Origin of the sequence: Bradyrhizobium sp. 21, from assembly GCF_023073335.1 — a bacterium.
Taxonomy (GTDB): domain Bacteria; phylum Pseudomonadota; class Alphaproteobacteria; order Rhizobiales; family Xanthobacteraceae; genus Bradyrhizobium.
Genome location: NZ_JADPJG010000008.1, coordinates 47,475 through 64,572, shown reverse-complemented (window position 1 = coordinate 64,572; position 17,098 = coordinate 47,475). Strand labels below are relative to the sequence as shown.

General features: G+C 63.4%; 17 protein-coding genes. 12 read left to right on the top strand and 5 right to left on the bottom strand.

Features of this window, described 5'->3' with window-relative positions:
• Nucleotides 1-17: 17 nt before the first annotated feature.
• The 4 genes from IVB31_RS12165 to IVB31_RS12150 all read left to right on the top strand — a co-directional run bounded on the left by IVB31_RS12165 (nt 18) and on the right by IVB31_RS12150 (nt 3,587).
• On the top strand, nt 18-911 hold the full coding sequence (locus IVB31_RS12165; protein ID WP_247322268.1) for an ABC transporter substrate-binding protein: 894 nt from the start codon (nt 18-20) through the stop codon (nt 909-911).
• Nucleotides 912-1,149: 238 nt separating this feature from the next.
• Nucleotides 1,150-1,665: a lipocalin-like domain-containing protein gene (locus tag IVB31_RS12160; RefSeq protein WP_247322265.1), complete on the top strand. Its 516-nt coding sequence runs from the start codon at nt 1,150-1,152 to the stop codon at nt 1,663-1,665.
• Between the two features lie 731 nt (nt 1,666-2,396).
• Entirely contained in the window at nt 2,397-3,128 is a 732-nt protein-coding gene (locus IVB31_RS12155) for a DUF2786 domain-containing protein (RefSeq protein ID WP_247322262.1), read from the top strand.
• 261 nt (nt 3,129-3,389) lie between these two features.
• Nucleotides 3,390-3,587 carry a hypothetical protein gene (locus IVB31_RS12150; protein ID WP_247322657.1) on the top strand — a complete coding sequence of 66 codons (198 nt, stop codon included), beginning with the start codon at nt 3,390-3,392 and terminating at the stop codon, nt 3,585-3,587.
• 39 nt (nt 3,588-3,626) lie between these two features.
• Here IVB31_RS12150 and IVB31_RS12145 read toward each other — a convergent pair whose 3' ends face one another.
• Nucleotides 3,627-3,851: a hypothetical protein gene (locus tag IVB31_RS12145; protein WP_247322260.1), complete on the bottom strand. Its 225-nt coding sequence runs from the start codon at nt 3,849-3,851 to the stop codon at nt 3,627-3,629.
• Between the two features lie 255 nt (nt 3,852-4,106).
• Here IVB31_RS12145 and IVB31_RS12140 point away from each other — a divergent pair, with 255 nt between their 5' ends.
• Nucleotides 4,107-4,415, top strand: a complete 309-nt coding sequence (locus IVB31_RS12140) for a DUF1476 domain-containing protein (protein ID WP_247322259.1) — start codon at nt 4,107-4,109, stop codon at nt 4,413-4,415.
• Between the two features lie 21 nt (nt 4,416-4,436).
• Here the strand turns inward: IVB31_RS12140 and IVB31_RS12135 are convergent, their stop codons facing one another.
• Nucleotides 4,437-5,027: a TIGR00645 family protein gene (locus tag IVB31_RS12135; RefSeq protein ID WP_247322257.1), complete on the bottom strand. Its 591-nt coding sequence runs from the start codon at nt 5,025-5,027 to the stop codon at nt 4,437-4,439.
• A gap of 171 nt (nt 5,028-5,198) precedes the next feature.
• Between IVB31_RS12135 and IVB31_RS12130 the strand changes: the two genes are divergently transcribed.
• Nucleotides 5,199-5,489, top strand: a complete 291-nt coding sequence (locus IVB31_RS12130; RefSeq protein ID WP_247322655.1) for a hypothetical protein — start codon at nt 5,199-5,201, stop codon at nt 5,487-5,489.
• A 29-nt stretch (nt 5,490-5,518) separates the two neighbouring features.
• Here IVB31_RS12130 and IVB31_RS33535 read toward each other — a convergent pair whose 3' ends face one another.
• A complete protein-coding gene (locus tag IVB31_RS33535; protein ID WP_256464313.1) occupies nt 5,519-5,647 on the bottom strand; it encodes a hypothetical protein in 129 nt (42 codons plus the stop codon).
• Between the two features lie 801 nt (nt 5,648-6,448).
• Here IVB31_RS33535 and IVB31_RS12125 point away from each other — a divergent pair.
• Nucleotides 6,449-7,384: a septal ring lytic transglycosylase RlpA family protein gene (locus tag IVB31_RS12125; protein WP_247322254.1), complete on the top strand. Its 936-nt coding sequence runs from the start codon at nt 6,449-6,451 to the stop codon at nt 7,382-7,384.
• Between the two features lie 58 nt (nt 7,385-7,442).
• Here the strand turns inward: IVB31_RS12125 and IVB31_RS12120 are convergent, their stop codons facing one another.
• Entirely contained in the window at nt 7,443-11,801 is a 4,359-nt protein-coding gene (locus tag IVB31_RS12120) for an IPT/TIG domain-containing protein (protein ID WP_247322252.1), read from the bottom strand.
• A 652-nt stretch (nt 11,802-12,453) separates the two neighbouring features.
• Between IVB31_RS12120 and IVB31_RS12115 the strand changes: the two genes are divergently transcribed.
• The 4 genes from IVB31_RS12115 to IVB31_RS12100 all read left to right on the top strand — a co-directional run bounded on the left by IVB31_RS12115 (nt 12,454) and on the right by IVB31_RS12100 (nt 14,730).
• Entirely contained in the window at nt 12,454-12,990 is a 537-nt protein-coding gene (locus IVB31_RS12115; protein WP_247322249.1) for a tail fiber protein, read from the top strand.
• Nucleotides 12,991-13,091: 101 nt separating this feature from the next.
• Nucleotides 13,092-13,619, top strand: coding sequence for a tail fiber protein (locus IVB31_RS12110; RefSeq protein ID WP_247322247.1), 528 nt, complete (start codon nt 13,092-13,094; stop codon nt 13,617-13,619).
• 39 nt (nt 13,620-13,658) lie between these two features.
• On the top strand, nt 13,659-14,201 hold the full coding sequence (locus tag IVB31_RS12105) for a tail fiber protein (protein ID WP_247322246.1): 543 nt from the start codon (nt 13,659-13,661) through the stop codon (nt 14,199-14,201).
• Between the two features lie 4 nt (nt 14,202-14,205).
• Complete coding sequence (locus IVB31_RS12100) at nt 14,206-14,730, top strand: GNAT family N-acetyltransferase (protein ID WP_247322243.1); 525 nt, start codon at nt 14,206-14,208, stop codon at nt 14,728-14,730.
• On the opposite strand, the gene IVB31_RS12095 is transcribed toward IVB31_RS12100, so the two are convergent.
• Nucleotides 14,727-15,683: an alpha/beta hydrolase gene (locus IVB31_RS12095; protein WP_247322241.1), complete on the bottom strand. Its 957-nt coding sequence runs from the start codon at nt 15,681-15,683 to the stop codon at nt 14,727-14,729. The genes IVB31_RS12100 and IVB31_RS12095 overlap by 4 nt on opposite strands.
• Nucleotides 15,684-15,835: 152 nt before the next feature.
• Between IVB31_RS12095 and IVB31_RS12090 the strand changes: the two genes are divergently transcribed.
• Nucleotides 15,836-17,098 carry a D-alanyl-D-alanine carboxypeptidase family protein gene (locus IVB31_RS12090; protein WP_247322238.1) on the top strand — a complete coding sequence of 421 codons (1,263 nt, stop codon included), beginning with the start codon at nt 15,836-15,838 and terminating at the stop codon, nt 17,096-17,098.

Below are 17,098 nucleotides of genomic sequence, written 5' to 3'. Positions count from 1 at the left end.
AACCGAAGGATATCGTGATGCGCGACCGTGTGCATGTTGTGGGTATCATGGCAGCCGGTGGGGCTCCACCGGTGGCGCGATTCAGGGATGGCATGCGCGAGCGGGGCCTGGTCGAGGGCAAGAACGTCGTGTTCCACGAGCGGATCGCTCATGGTGATGCGACAAGACTCGCCGGATTCGCGCAGGACATGGCTCGCCTCCGTGTTGATCTGATCGCGGCGGTCGGCGCGGTGACCGCGCGCGCAGCGAGAGCTGCCTCGACTGAGGTTCCGATTGTCTATTCGGTGGTCGTGGAGCCGGCCGGTGATGACCTTGCGAGTCTTTCGGGCGATCCCCTGCCGAACATGACTGGCGTCACGACCTTTGACGACGGCCAGGCGGCAGCTCAGATCGCGATGCTGCGCGCGGTCAAGCCTGACCTAACGAGGATCGCCTATCTGGCCGACGCAGCCGTCTCCGATTGTCTTCGCAGCGCCAGCATGCGCGCCGCGCAGGAAGCCGGTCTGCACGCAATCGTCCTGCGTGTCGTCGGGCCTAAGCCCGATCTGCAGATGGCTTTCGCCAAGATGCGGGAAGATGGCACGCAGGCGCTTGTGGCGCTGGAAAACCCGATCATCGGAGTACATGCCTCACAGATTGCAGAGCGTGCCCTCTCGCAGAATCTACCGGCCCTGTTTGCGCTGGAGCAAGCCGGCGCCGGCGGCCTTCTGAGCTACGGAACATCGCTCGGGCAAGCCGCTCACCGGATGGCGTGGCAAGCCAGTCGGCTCCTTGATGGCGATGCCGCAACCGAGTTGCCGATCGAGACCCTGCGTTGTCCAGACCTTGTGGTGGACATGCGCACTGCGTGCCGCCTGGGCCTAACTATCCCGCCCGAAGTTCTGCGGCGCGCGGGCCGAGTTATTCGGTAGCTCGAAGTGTCCGTCCAGTCGCCTCATGGCACAAAGCGTGAGTTTGCGCGGTACAAGGCCATGTCCGGAGTTGGGGTAAAGCCGACCTGCCGGTTGAACGCCAGGACTTCTCAGTTTGACCCAACTCAGACATCGGGTCGCTCGACATACTGCAATAGCGAAGTCGCTATAGGGCTACCAAGTTCTGGCTGGGGCCGTTAGGACTTACGATGACTTTGCGCATTGAAAGGGATGCAGCATGAGAAAATCCACGGTGTTCAATCTGTTCGTGGTCGCCATACTGGGGCTGGTGTTGCCGGACCGCGCCTTCGGTCAGCAAAAGCCGCTCAAGGACTTGCTGGTCGGCACATGGCTTCAGGTTTCCGTCGATGTCGTGTCTACCGATGGCACCAGGCGAGCGCTGTACGGCGACAATCCAAAAGGCATCGTCATCTACACCAACGACGGGTACTTCTCCCTCATGCAGGCCCGCGCTGACCTGCCCAAACTGGCCTCCGGTCGCCCTGCAACAGCAACCATTGACGAAGCCAAGGCGGTCGTCGCCGGCTCCATCGCATACTTTGGAAAGTATTCGCTCGACGAAGGGAGCAAGGTTCTCAGCGCGGACATCCAGGCCAGCACGTTCGCCAATCAAGTTGGCGACGCGACAGAAAAACGCACTATAACCTCGCTAACCGACAGCGAACTCAGGTTTACTAGACCCGGAGTCGTTCCCGGCACGACGCTTGACGTCCTCTTCAAGCGAGCGAAATGACGGGTCAGCAAGACCACATTTTTCATAGCCGGAAAGTCTGCTGTTGGCCCCACGCGGACATGTCCAATTGCGCCTCCCATGTTCGCTTCCGACCGCAAAGCGGACCTCGCCGCTTACGAGAGTTTATGAGTACACGCCCTAGTTCATCAGTCGATGGGCCCTGGCCGGCTTCCGGTGCGGCATCACCTCCGGCGCATCCCGGCGTTCAGAGCGCGCCGTATGCCGATGACAGCAAAGGCGACGGGCCGCCGCCGTCGGTCACCAGCAGCACCGCCTCGGCCGGTGCTGGCTATTCTGGCCGATCATGCACGGCTTTGGGCAAGCCGGAAATGTATTGGCCGGCATCCCGCAACGTGGCCAGATCGCGGCCCTCCGCAAGGATGATCGGGTCGTCAAAAGGCCGATGTCGATCTGTAGGGGCTCCTTAGTGGCGGCGAGGTACTGCTGGTCGTGGATGTGGAAAATTGACCGCAGCTCCAGCGCCGTTGTGGGCGCGCTGGGTTGCCGAGGCTGCCACCGACAGGTAGATCAGCTAGGTCTTTGTTGGGGGCGAGATCGTGAGGGCGGAGAAGGGCGCATCATCTTCTACGGTCGGATGCGGAGCTCGGCAGCAAATGGTTTTACTAACTTCCGCTAGAAGCCAAGCAATATCAACGTCAGGTCACATCCCACCCCTTCCGCCAGTCTATCCGTCCGGAGTCCGTCGGTCGGGCTTCCCCAGCAGGTGATCGGTGAATCAAACGTTCAATCCGGCCGGGCTCGACAAGCTCAAGCTCCGCATTCAGGCGTTGCGCGCCAAGACGATCGCCAATGGCTGCACTGAGGACGAGGCGCTGTCGGCCGCCGCCAAGGTCGCCGAGCTGCTGGATCGCCACGATCTGTCGCTCTCCGACGTCGAGCTGCGCGCGTCGGCATGCGAACGGAGGGTCTACGAGACCCATCGCAAGAAGCGCATTCCTCTGGACGACTGCATCGGCGCGATCGCGCATTTCTGCGATTGCCGGGTCTGGCGCGAGAAGAACGCAGGCAGCGAGAACAGCTATGTGTTCTTCGGTCTGGCTGCGGATATCGAGGTCGCGCATTATCTGGCTGAATTGGTCGACGGCGCCGTGCGCGCTGAACTTGGCCGCTTCAAGACTTCTGTCGACTACAGCAGGTTCCGGCACCAGGAGCGGCATCTGGCCAATGCCTCCTTCGCGCTCGGGATGGTGGCGTCGATCGCGGACAAGCTGGTTGCGATCAAGGCCGGTCGCGATCAGGTCAACGAGAGCACCGGCCGCGGGCTGGTGGTCCTCAAGACCTCGGTGGTCGATGCGGAATTCGACAAGCTCGACCTCAAGCTCCGGACCCAGCGCAGCACCGGCCGGATGGTGTCGATGACGGCGTATGAAGCTGGCGGCGCCGCCGGAGCGTCGCTGGCCATCAATCCCGGCCTCGGCGGGACCACTCCCAAGGGAAGCTGACCCCGCGCGATCGATTTCGGAATAATGGCATTATGCCCCTGTTTTGCCCGACGAGTCAAATCGGTCTTTGCAAGACATGCAAGCTCTTGATCCGAAACGCATCGGCTACTGTGCATGGGGTTGTTTTCGATATTTTGGCAGGGCGCATGTCCGGAGCCCGATGAGAAACCCTCGGATGATCTGGCACGGCCTTTTAATCGGCAGCGCCGTTCGCTTGGCTCGTCTTCTGGAACCTTTTTGCCGCGTCCCCGTTATCTGGCCATGACTGAAGACCTTTCCTACCGACGCAAACCCTTGACCCCGGAACAGCGCCAGGCTCGCGATGCGGCACGCCGTATCGAGGCTGAGAAAGCCATGCGCGATCACGAAGAGGCCCAAAAGGCATTTTACGCCAATCGGGAGCGGCTCCGAACCGAACGTCTTGCGCGGGAAGCGACGACGGCGAAGGCTGACCAGTAGTCCCGTCGCCGCGCCGCGAATTTTGACCGATTTCGCCGCTTAGTGCCGGCTGGGGACGCGCGTCGCGCTTAAAGCCTGCTTCAGGGCCTGAACGGCGCCCGCAAAAGGCCCTCGGGGCGATTGGGCCTCGATCGCTTCGGCTGCCATGCGACAATCGTTTGCGACCTTGAGCAACCCGCCTCGCGCGAGGTCCATGGTGGAGAGGGCGGCCTGCTCCAGGCAGACCCGTTCAAGCCGTCGAAATTCCCGCAGCTCTTTGTTCATGCGTCAGCTCTCGATGCCTCTACGCCATGCGGCGCTGAGTCTGCTTAACGAATGGTAAACATCTGCCTAGCCGAGCTGGCTGGCGTAGAGCTGGTCCGTGCCGTGCACTCGCCCGGGCTGCGGCGTCGCCGGGCGGGCTTGACGGCACTTGCCTTCCGCCGGAAGCTTCAAATGATCCTAAACTGACGAGAACCACGGAGACGTTCGCTCCCAGCCAGTCCGATCCCATCAGCGAAAACGAGAATGGAGCTGACCATGACCACGTTCGACAAGCGCGAGCAGGGCTTTGAAGCCAAATTCGCCCACGACGAGGAGCTCGTATTCAAGGCCACAGCCCGGTCCAACAAGCTGCTCGGGCTCTGGGCCGCGGCACAGCTCGGGCTCGGCGGCGATGCCGCGGCGAGTTACGCGACGGCGTTGGTGACGGACAGCCAGACGATCGACGACGTCATGGGCAAGGTGTCAGGCGATCTCGCCGCCAGGGGCGTATCGCGCGAGCAGGTCGCGCAGAAGCTTCAGGAATGCCTGCACCAGGCCATGCAGCAGCTCGAGGCGGACAAGTGATCGAAAGCCGCCGCCTGAGCCTCACTCCGCATGCTTGCGCATCCCGGATTCGCTCAGTCGGTCGACATAGGCAATGCCGATCGCCGAGACGATGAAGGTGAGGTGGATCAGCACCTGCCACATCACCCCGTTCTCGGTGTAGCTGGCGCGGTTCGAGCCGAGGTTGCCGGCCTCGATGAAGGTGCGCAGCAGCGCGATCGAGGAGATGCCGATGATGGCCATGGCGAGCTTGATCTTCAGGACGCTCGCATTGACGTGGCCGAGCCATTCCGGCTCGTCGGGGTGGCCCTGCAGGTCGAGCCGCGAGACAAACGTCTCGTAACCACCGACGATCACCATCACGAGCAGATTGGAGATCATCACGACGTCGATCAGCGCCAGCACGCTCATCATGATCTGCTGCTCGGTGAGGTCGATCGCGTGCCAGGAGAGGTGCCAGAGCTCTTTGAGGAACAGAACGATATAGACGCATTGCGCCACGATCAGCCCGAGATAGAGCGGCAGTTGCAGCCAGCGCGAGCCGAAGATGACCATCGGGAGAAAGCCGAGGCGCGGCAAGGGCAAGCGGGGTTCGGTGCGGAGTTCGGATTTGGATCCAGGCTCAACCGACATTCAGGCAGCATCCTCGCACCGAGATCATCTCGCTTTCATGTAACCCGGCAAGATGGCCGGCGGAAGACGCGACGCCTGTCGCCTTCCTGGGACCGTGCCGTTTCGTGCTACCCTGCCGAGGGGCCATCGTACGACGGTCAGGATCGGGAGGCGGGGAGTGTATTTGTGGTAGTGTCCTGGAGCGGCTTGGGCAAAAGCCCCGGCGCGATCGCGATCGCTGCCGCGATCCTGATCGGCTGCAGCGGCGATGAGGTGTCGGCGACGCCGCTGACGCCGTTCCGCTACGAGGCGCAGGCACAGCGTCATTGCCCGCACGACCAGGTGGTCTGGCTCGATTTCAGCAAAGGCGTCTACTACGGCAAGGGCCAGAAGCGGTACCGCCAGGGTGCTGACGGCAGCTTCGTCTGCCTGAACGAGGCCCGCGATAGCTTCTATCGCCGCTCGCTGCTTGGGCTGCGCTAAGGGTAGCTGCGGACCGTGGGGCGAGCCGGCTAGGTCTGGCCCGGCAGCTTCATCGGGACGTGCGGGGAAGTGCTGATGACCCGGGGGCTTCCGTCCGCATAAAAGCGGTCGCCGCGGATCAGCGATTCCAGAACCAGGAAAAATTTCTCAGCAAGCATTTGCGTCACCCTCGTTGGTGATGGCCTCCTGAAATTGAGTCGAGGCACTGAATGCGGAAATTCAATCAACTAACCGGGAGCAGGGCAATCCAAAACGGATCGCATGCTGCATCGCGGTGTAGTTGTGGTTAGAAATAAGGAAAGTCGTGGTGGTGCTCAGCCGAAGGCCAGTGCCACGAGGCTCGAGCAGAGGAGAACCAAGCCGCCGGCAGTCAGTGCCAGGAAGCCGTCGGATACGAGGTCATGGTTGCGCATGGGACACCTGCCGCTCTCGTCTTCGATGCTCGGTCGGATCGATTAAAATTGTCCGAACGTGCCGTCTTGAAAGAGGTGATGCTTGCCGCCCGCGCGAGTGCCTCAGGCCCTCGTGCGGTAACCTTCAAACGCATGGGCCAGGAAGATCCCCGCGCTTACCAAACCCATCAGTGCCGAAACCGTCTCGATCATCGTCTCATTCCATTCCGCCCTGCACGCGAGAAAGCGCGTGCGGCCTTGCACAGTCAAAAGAATTCCAGTGAGCGGCGCGACAATGGGGGTGGAGTGAGGATTCGGCGCAACAGAATGTCGGGCCCCGGCACGGAGCAGGGCACCCGTCCTCCGTAGATCAACGGGGACAAGCGAACGCCCCGTTTACCATCCCGGCGGGATAGCTGTGGGCTCCCCATTTCCGCCGTGTTCCGGTTGCGTTATCGTTACCACTTCCGACGCGGTGGTGGGCCGCCTCGGAGCAAAGGACCGGACAGCGCTCCCCGTAGCCAAAGCGGGTTGGGTACGCCTCCGGCGAAATGGTATTTGGGGCGAATGGGGATCCGACGGTCAGATTCGGTTTTGCGGGCCGCGCGCGGTGTTGCGGCGGCCGCGACCTGCCTCGCGCTCGCCAATTGCGCCTCCTCCAACAAATTCGCCAGCCGAGTCGATCCGAAATACGGCGTGTCCTCGAGCCCCCGGGTCGTGGCTTTGGGTGATCCGGTCCCGAAGGGCGGCGGCACCTACCGCGTCGGCAAGCCCTATATGGTGGGCGGCCGGACCTACGTGCCCGAGGAGGACGTCAATTATCGCGCCGAGGGCATGGCGTCCTGGTACGGTGACGATTTCCATGGCCGCCTGACCGCCAATGGCGAAGTGTTCGACATGGGCTCTCTGACCGCGGCGCATCCGACCCTGCCGATGCCGTCCTATGCGCGGGTGACCAATGTATCGAACGGCAAGTCGCTGATCGTGCGCGTCAACGATCGCGGGCCCTATCACGGCAACCGGCTCATTGACGTCTCGAACAAAGCCGCTGAACTCCTTGAATTCAAAGGCAATGGGGTCGCCAAGGTCCGTGTCGAATATGTCGGCCGGGCGCCGCTTGAAGGCTCCGATGACCGCCAGCTGATGGCCACCTTGCGCACCGGGATCCCGGCGCCGTCGCCCTCGATGGTACGGGTCGCCTCGGCAAGGCCGTTCGTGCCGGAGCTGCCCTCGTCGAACCGCGGCGCCATTCGCGGCGAGGTTCCGACGCCGGAGGGACGACCCTACAATCTCGGCAACACCTCCGCCGACATGGCTTCGCTCAACGCAACCTCGGAGATGTCGGCCTCGAGCCGCAGCCGGGGCCGGGCGCTCCAGAACGCGCGCGCCGTGTCCTATGACGACGGCGGCCGCTACGTGCCCGAGAGCGCTCCGTCCGGCGCCTACGCCTCGGACGGCGCTGCCGAGGCCCGCGGCATCCTGAGCGGCCGTGGTCTCTATTAGCCTCTCATCAAGCCTGGAAAATTAGTCGGCGACGAAGCCCGTCGCTGAGATCCGATGATCAGAACGGGATGCGGGCGCGTCCCGTGAACGTCCAGATTTGCGTATTGCCGCCGATGCCGCCGAGCTCGGCGCCGAAGCCGACCGTGGCGCCGCTTGCTAGCCTTGCGCCAATGCCGCCCGTCACACGCGCAGACCAGCCCTGGAGCAGCGGTGTCGAGGCCAACGGGATGCCGCCTGTGGCGACGATCGCGGCCGCGTCGTCCTGGGTGAAGTAGTAATCGGCATAGACACCGGCGTAGGGCAGCAGCAGCACGCTATCGAGCCACGGCACGGGGTAGGAGACCCTGCTGCCGGCCGAGGCGCGGCCGCTGGAGAAGGTGCGGGCAGCTTGCGAGGTGCCGAGCGAGTCGACATAGGCGTTTTCACGCTCCCACAGTGCGTAGACCTTCGCCGACGGCTCGATATTGAAATTTGCCCAATTGTAGCTGCCGGTGAAGCCGGTCGCGAGCATCCAGCGATTGCCGTTGAAATTGCCTTGGGCCGTCCCGGCGGTGCCGTCATAACCGATGCCGGAATAGGTCACCGCCGCGTCGTAGCGCAGCGTCGGGATGATCTTCCAGCCGAGATAGGCGCCGACGGTCCAGCCGTCGCCCTTCAGCTTTCCGTTGAGGTCGGTCTCGGTGTAGCTGAAGGTTTCGTAGCCGCCGACTACGCCGAGCAACAGGTTGGGCCGGGCCCTGTAGGTCAGGCCCGAGAGCAGGTTGAGCTGCTGGCCGTAAAGCGTGGCCTGGGTTGCTCCCTGACCGATGTTGCCGGAGGAGCCCCAGCGGTCGATGCCGGTGCCGCGCATGTCGACCCAGAACATCCAATCCTTCTGGTCCTTGAAGCGTGCCATCGGCGGGGCCTTGGCTGGTGCCGCCCGATCGATCGCGGCGAACGCATCGTCGACCCGCGAGGAGCCGCGCCCGGCACGGCCGCCCCGGCCGGAGCTTCCATCACCGGCATAGGCATTGGGACTTTGCGAAGCCGAGCGGGGCTTGTCGTCCTCGTCACCGTCGGGCGCGGCGGCGAAGTTGACCCGCAGGCCGCCGGCGCCCGGCGTGATGTATTGTCCGCCGTCGCTGAAACCTTCAGAGATTGCGGTATCAATCGCCCCGGAGATCGCCTGACCGGAATTGTTCGCCACGACCTTGGTGACGTTGAGCTGGAGCGCGCGCAGCTTGGCGCTGTCGGCGGGAATGTCGACCGACTGGGTCAAAGCCGGTGAGGTCGAGGTGTTGAAGGCGGGACTGCCGTTATAGGTCGCCGTGATCGTGTGATTGCCGACGGTGAGCGTCGTCGTCGCGAAGGTAGCGACGCCCGCAGAGAGCGCCGTCGTACCGATCGGCGTGCCGCCGTCGTTGAAGGTCACCGTTCCCGTCGGCGTTCCGCCTGTGCTGCCCACGGTCGCCGTGAACGTCACGGACTCGCCGTAGCTGCTCGGATTCTTAGACGAGGTGAGCCCCGTCGCGGTCGTGGCGGACAGATAGTTGAACCGGTCCGCGGCCGAGGTGGGCGAGGTGCCGCCGACCGTCGTCACGGTGACGTCGACCGTGCCGCTGCCGGGTGGCGAGGTCGCCGTGATCGACGTCGGCGAGTTCACTGTGAAGCTGGTCGCGTTGTTGGGGCCGAACTTCACGGCTGTTGCCCCGGTGAAGCCTGCGCCGGTGATCGCCACAGACGTGCCGCCAAGCGCGGGGCCGGTGGTCGGCGAAATCGAGGCGACGGTTGGCGCGGGCGTGTAGGTGAATTGGTCCGACGCCGAGGTGGCAGACGTTCCACCTGGTGTCGTCACGGTCACGTCGATCGTGCCGGCACCGGCTGGCGAGGTCGCGGTGATCGAGGTCGCCGAATTGACGGTGAAGCTGGTGGCATTGGTCACACCGAATTTCACTGCGGTCGCGCCCGACAGCCCTGTGCCGGTGATCGCGACCGATATGCCACCCGTCGCCGGACCCGCATTCGGTGCAACCGATGTCACTGCCGGCGTCGCGGCGTAGCTGAACTGGTCCGCGGCTGAGGTGGCCGTCGTTCCCCCCGGCGTCGTCACCGTGACGTCAACCGTGCCGGTTCCGGCCGGGGAGGTCGCGGTGATCGAGGTCGCCGAATTGACTGTGAATCCCGTTGCGCCGGTCGCACCGAACTTCACGGCCGTCGCGCCGGTGAAATTGGTGCCGGTCACCGTCACCGACGTTCCGCCCGCGAGCGGACCGCCCGTTGGCGAGATCGACGTCACCGTCGGCGTGCCGAAATAGGTGAACTGGTCCGCGCCCGAGGTTGCGGAGGTGCCGCCCGTCGTCGTCACCCTGACGTCCACGACACCGGTCCCGGCTGGCGAGGTTGCGGTGATCGAGGTCGCGGAATTGACGGTGAAGCCGGTCGCTGCAGTCGCACCGAAAGTCACCGCCGTCGCACCCGTCAAGTTAGTGCCCGTGATCGTCACAATCGTGCCGCCGGCGGCCGGCCCAAAGGTCGGCGAGATCGAACTGACGGTTGGCGATGGAACATAGGTGAATTGATCGGCGGCCGATGTCGCCGACGTGCCGCCGGGATTGGTCACACGGACGTCCACGATGCCTGCTCCAACCGGAGAGGTCGCGGTGATCGTGGTCGCGGAGACGACCGTAAAGCCGGTTGCCGCGGTGGCGCCGAAGGTCACCGCTGTCGCACCGACGAATCCGGTGCCCGTGATCGTGACCGTGGTCCCTCCTGCGCCCGGGCCCGTTGTCGGCGTAATCGAGGTGACAGTCGGCGCAGCGATGTAGGTGAATTGATCGGCGGCCGATGTCGCTGACGTGCCTCCCGTGGTCGTCACTCGGACATCGACGGTCCCGGTCCCGGCCGGCGAGGTTGCCGTGATCTGGGTCGCCGAATTGACGGCGAAGCCCGTTGCAGCCGTTGCTCCGAAGACGACCGCGGTCGCCCCGGACAGATTTGTGCCGGTGATGACCACTGTCGTGCCGCCGGCCAGCGGGCCGGATGTCGGCGAGAGTGATGAGACTGTCGGAGGTCCGATATAGGTGAACTGGTCAGCTGCCGAAATTGCCGATGTGCCCCCGGGGGTCGTGACTCTGATGTCGACCGTGCCGGTGCCGGCTGGCGAAGTCGCCGTGATCGTCGTCGTCGAGACGACGGTGAAGCCGGTCGCGGAGGTCGCACCGAACGTGACCGCGGTTGCACCCGTCAAATTGGTGCCGGTGATCGTCACCGTGGTGCCGCCGGCCGTGGGTCCCGCGGTTGGCGAGATCGAGGTGACGGTGGGAACGGGGATGTAGGTGAACTGGTCGGCGGCAGACGTCGCAGACGTGCCGCCCGTTGTCGTTACTCTGATATCGACCGTGCCGGTGCCGGCCGGCGAGGTCGCCGTGATCGTCGTCGCCGAGACGAATGTAAAGCCCGCTGCAGGCGTGGCGCCGAATACGACCGCTGTCGCACCGGTGAAGTTGGTGCCGGTGATAGTCACCGTTGTGCCGCCCCCGCCTGGACCTGTCGTCGGCGAAATGCTTGTGACCGTGGGTGCCGGGACGTAGGTGAATTGATCGGCTGCCGACGTTGCCGACGTACCGCCCGCGGTCGTCACCCGGACATCGACGGTTCCGGTGCCGGCGGGCGAGGTCGCGGTGATCTGGGTGGCCGAATTGACGGTGAACGCCGTCGCTGCCGTCGCGCCGAACGTCACCGCTGTCGCGCCCGATAAATTCGTGCCTGTGATGACCACCGACGTGCCGCCGGCCGTCGGACCGGATGTCGGCGAGATCGAGGTGACGGTCGGCGGGGCTGCATACGTGTATTGATCGGCCGCTGAAGTTGCGGACGTTATGCCGTTGGTGGTGACGGTGACATCGACGGTGCCGGCGGAGCCGGCCGGTGCAGTCGCGGTGATCTGGGTGGCGGAGTTGACCGTGTAGCTCGTCGCATTGGTGGCGCCGAATTTCACGCCGGCGGCGCCGGTCGTTCCGGTGAAATTGGTACCGGTGATGACGACGCTGGTGCCACCGGCCGTCGGCCCAGCCGTAGGGGAAATCGACGTCACCGTAGGCGCGGGCAGGTTGACCGTGATCGTGAACGACGTATCGGTGAACGTAGGCGTGAAATTACAGGTGTTGCCTGGATTGCACCCGCTCGCGTACCAGAGCGTGATCGTGTCGGCGCCGCCTCCCGACAGCGAGTTGATCTGGATGTCGTATTCATCCGTCTGGTTTGCGTTATTTCCGTTATTGACGGGAACCAGCGTGTAGGTGGCCTTGGCTGACGTGTAGCTCAGATTCGTTAGACTCAAACCGCCGGCCGTCATCGGATAGTTGTTGAAGGCGTCGACGTTCGGATTGGAGCCGTTCGAGGAGCCGTAGAGGCCAAACAACACGGTAGAGTTGGTCACGCAGAGCCCAACCGCGTTCCCCGCGCCGGTCCCGGTGAACGTGATCGTTGCACCAGAGGGCGAGCTGCTCGTGAAATTGCAGGCCGCCTGCGCTGCCGTCACCCCGAATACGAGGGCGGCGACCAGGCATATCAGCTGCAAGGCACTACGCGTAACCGCGCGGATACCCTTCGAACGCTCGCCAAGACCCATCGCGGCAAAATACGCCACAAGTCCTCCCTGCAACGGACGCTCTGTGGAGGGCCCTTGTCACCAATCCCCGTCTCAAATGCTGCATAAAGTGTTGTTGCGTAATGGTTGTTATTTTGCAGTGCCACCACTAAGCCACGAGGCTTATCGGGCGGCAAGCGACAAGGCGGATGAAACCTGCCGTTGTGCCACCACCGCGCGTGTTTTCGTCAGACTCGTTGCATACGTGCAACAATCCTGGGTTTGGGCGTAACTCCGAAGCGAGCAAACGGAGAGCCTCGAAAATTCAACCTGATGGCGATCAAAAATGTAACGGCTCGCGTTGCGCTTGACTCGGACCATGTAATGCCTGACAATCTTTGCGCGCGTAAGAAAACGAATTCATCTTATAATTTCATCTCTCGCCGCGGTGGATATTCAACGCATCACCACGCGACGAGCCGCGTGTCCTTGGGGAGGGGCCATGCCGTATCAGCCAATTCTGGGGCAGATCATGCCCTTTGCCGGCGCCAACGTGCCGAGAGGCTGGGCGCTCTGCAATGGCGCGCTGCTCGCGATCCAGAACAATTCGGCGTTGTTCTCCCTACTTGGCACCTACTATGGCGGCGACGGGATGAGGACATTCGCGCTCCCTGATCTTCGCGGGCGCGCCGTTCTCGGCTCGAGCGGCCAGAGCGGGCAATATCCCGTCGGCGTGACCGGCGGATCGGTGTCGGTCAACATGACGGCGCTTCAACTCGCACAGCACAATCACCTCGTTCAGGCGAGCGCCGCGAACGGGCAGGGACGTGGCGCCGCTCCCGCCAACAACATCTTCGCGACGACCACTGCGCCGGCGGACAGATATATCTTCCTGCCAGCCAATATTACCGAGACGCCGTTGGCTGCGGGCACAAATTTGGCGAACGAGGGTAACGGTCAGGCGCACAACAATCTTCAGCCCTACCTGGTCATCAACTATCTGATCGCGATGCAGGGAGTGTATCCATCGCGAAACTAAGCGGTCTCCATTTTTTTCACGAACGAAATACAACGTCTCGAAATTTCAGGCATTGCGCATCCGGCTCGTCCACCGCGTGCGAGACAGAAGGATCCAACGCGATGGCAGATCCGTTTATTGGCGAGATTCGGCTGTTCGGTTTTCCGCGGGTGCCCAACGGCTGGTTGGCCTGCGACGGATCATCGTTGCCGATCTCGTCGTACGACATCCTTTACGCCGTGATTGGCACAACCTATGGCGGAGACGGAGCACAGAGCTTCAATCTACCTGATCTTCGCGGTCGTGTTCCGATTGGGCAAGGCGCCGGCCCCAGTCTTCCGAATTTCGCACTGGGCCAGATCGCGGGCGAAGAAGAGCATACGCTGACCGAGGCTGAAATGCCGACGCATAGTCATGCGCTGCTGTCCTCGACCACGACGGCCACCACGGCAACGCCAGGACCGACCGTGCATCTGGCGACTGCTTCATCCGGCACGCTTTACGCGCCGATCGCGAACGCTGCTCCGTATGAGATCATGGCTGCGTGCGTGACCACGGCAGGCAATAGCCTTGGGCACAACAACATGATGCCGACGGTCGTCGCCAACTACTGCATCTGCTTTTCGGGCATCTTCCCCGCGACAGGCTAGTCGGTCCGGGTCCGCCTCTCAGTCTCAAGGAGAGACATCATGTCAGATCCCTTTATCGGGGAAATCCAGGCCTTTCCATTCCCCTGGGCGACCGGCGGCTTCAATAATTTGTGGTTGCCTTGTCTCGGGCAACTGATCTCCGTTCAGGCTTTCACCCCGTTGTTCGCGCTGATCGGCACATCTTACGGCGGAAACGGCACGACCAATTTCGCGCTGCCGAATTTGAACGGGTCGGTGACGATCAGCCAGGGGCAAGGACCCGGGTTGACACAGCGGGTCGTCGGCGAGACGCTCGGCAGTGCCGCTGTGAGCTTGAGCAGCGATCAGATGGCAAGACATACCCACGCCCTGCAACTGGGCAGCAGAACGGCGCAAAATGCGGTGGCTGGGCCCGGAACGAGTTCGAACATGGTGGCGATCGATCCTGGCTTCAACGGTTTCGTGCCTCCACCGGCCACTCTCAACTTGACGTTCAGCACCGTCACGATGACCGGACAAGGACTTCCGCACGACAACATGCAGCCGACCTTGGCTATCGTGTGGTGCATCGCCTACTCCGGCATCTTTCCGTCTTTCAGTTGAGCAAATGGCGACAGGGCAGGGCTCAGCGCTTCGCATCCTACCCGACGACGCAAGCCTGCAGCTTCGACCGGCGTCGCCCGCCGACCATGATTTCCTCCGCCACCTGTTCGGCCGGATACGCGGGGACACATTCGTCGCCGCGGGGTTGACCAGCCCCATGCTCGATCGCGTGCTCGACCAGCAGTTTCGCACCCAGAGCAGTGGTTATTCCACGCAGTATCCCGACGCCCTTTCACTCATCATTGTCAAGGGGAACCAGGCGATCGGACGGCTACTGCTGCATTGCGCGAGCCAGCGTTGGCATGTGATCGACATCGGCTTGCTGCCGTCCGAATGCGGGCAGGGGGTCGGCACCAAAATTATCAACGCCGTCGAAGCGGCGGCGCGAGAACGGTCCGCAACGTTGCTCACGTTGATAGTCCTCGCAGGCAACATGGCGGCGCGACGTCTCTATGTCCGGCTCGGCTTTATTGAGGACGGCGAAAGCAGCCCTGCGCATATCGAAATGCGGAAGCACATTGCGCGCTAGCCTTGCGCATGCTCGCGCAAGAACCTGACCAGCGCGTCGTTGACCTCGTCGGGCCGCTCCTGCTGCACCCAATGGCCGGCGCCTTCGATGATCAGTTTTCGCGTCAGATTGGGCAGCACACGCTCGAGCTCGTTGACGCGCTTGGCTCCGATCAGTCCAGTGATGACGGCGTCCTTCGAACCGGCAATGAACAGCGAGGGCTGGTGGATTTGCGCATCCTGCCACGGCGCCGTCAGCTCCCAATTGCGGTCGAGATTGCGATACCAGTTCAGCCCGCCGCGAAAGCCGGACGGGCGGAAGGCTTCGGTGAAGTACGCCAGGTCCGCCTCGCTGAGCCAGTCCGGCAGCGGCTCCTCGGCACTCGCGTGGCCGAGAAAGCCCTTGCCCTCCTGCACGAACATGGCCGCGGACGGATCGGCAAGGCCGCGCCCGCCGAGCACGATGCGCATGGTGCGGGCGACGTCATGCTCGAGCTCGGCTTCGGCGACGCCAGGGGTCTGGAAATACTGCCAATAGAAATTGGTGATGCCGCCCTGGCGCAGAAGGTCGAGCGGCTTGCCGCGGCCGCGGAACGGCGGCGGCACGCTCAAGCCGGCGACCGCCGTGAAGATGTCGGGCCGGAACAGCGCCGCATGCCAGGCGACCGGCGCGCCCCAGTCGTGGCCGACCACCATGGCCTTGCTTTCGCCGAGTGCCTGCACGAGGCCGACGACATCGCCGACCGTGTCGAAGATCGAATAGGACGTCACGTCCAGCGGCGCCGAACTTTGGCCATAGCCGCGCATGTCGGGGGCGACGACGCGAAACCCGGCCTCGGCCAGCGCCGGGATCTGGTGGCGCCAAGAGTAGGACAGTTCCGGCCAGCCATGGCACAGCACCACCAGCGGACCCTGACCGGCTTCGCGGATGAACAGGTCGATCCCGTTGGCCTTGATCATGCGGGTGGAGGACATCGCTTTTCCGCCTTGTTTCAGGGGTTTGGTCGGGAAATGTCAGGTGCCACGATAGGGGCGCGAGGAGAATCGTGCAATCTCGGGACAAGCGGCCAGCCCCGTGTTGTTCGCACCGGTTCCAACTGTTAGAACGCCGCTCTCAGGGCTTGGCCATGGCATTTCGTCTTTCTTCGTTTGATCGCACCCGGTTCACCGCCGGAGCGCTGGCGCGCGGGCTGATCGCTGCGGTTCTGATCGCCGGCGTTGGCTGGGGCGGGGCGCTCTACGCCGCCAACCAGAGCGTCCAAGGCGCCAAGAAGGCGGAAGATGCCGGCTTCGACGGCGATGCCCCGACCGCGATCCTGATCGAGGCCTCCAGCGGCAGCGTGCTGTTCGAGAAGAACGCCGACGAGCTGCGCGCGCCCTCCAGCATGATGAAGCTGATGACGGCGGAGGTCGTCTTCAACGCCATCAAGAAGGGCGACGTCAAGCCGTCCGACGAGTACCGGATCAGCGAGAATGCCTGGCGCAAGGGTGGTGCGCCCTCCGGCGGCTCGACGATGTTCGCCGCCATCAACAGCAAGGTCTCGGTCGACGATCTCCTGCACGGCGCGATCATCCAGAGCGGCAACGACGCCTGCATCGCGCTGTCCGAAGGCATCGCCGGCAATGAACGGATCTTTGCCGCCGATTTCATGACCAAGCGCGCCCGCGAGCTCGGCATGACGAAATCGACCTTCGGCAATTCCAACGGCCTGCCCGACCCCGGCAACAAGATGACGGTGCGCGAGCTCGGCATCCTCGCCCGGCACATCATTCTCGACTTTCCCGAATTCTACAAACTGTTCGGCGAGAAGGAGTTCACCTGGAACAAGATCCGCCAGCCCAACCGCAATCCGCTGCTCAATTCGATGGAAGGCGCTGATGGGTTGAAGACCGGCTACACCAAGGAAGGCGGCTACGGCATGGTCGGTTCTGCCGTGCAGAATGGCACGCGGCTGATCGTCGTGGTCAATGGGCTGGAAGACCCGGAGGATCGCGCCACGGAAGCCAAGAAGATGCTGGAATGGGGTTTCCGCAATTTCGAGACCCGCACGCTGATCGCGGCCGACCAGCCGGTTGGCTACGCCAAGGTGTTCGGCGGCGAGAGCCGCTCGTTGAAGCTGGTCGCCAAGACGCCCGTGAAAGTGATGGTGCACAAGAACGGCAGCGACAAGTTGATCGCGCGCGTCGTCTATAACGGTCCGGTGCGCGCGCCGGTCGATGCCGGCCAGAAGGTCGGCGTGATCAGGGTCTGGCGCAGCGGCAACATCGCGGTGGAGACCCCGGTCTATGCCGCCGACGCGATCGGCACCGGCTCGACCATGCGGCGCGCGATCGACGGCGCCAGCGAGCTCGTGATCGGCATGTTCCGCGCGGGCGCCGAGAAGCTCTGA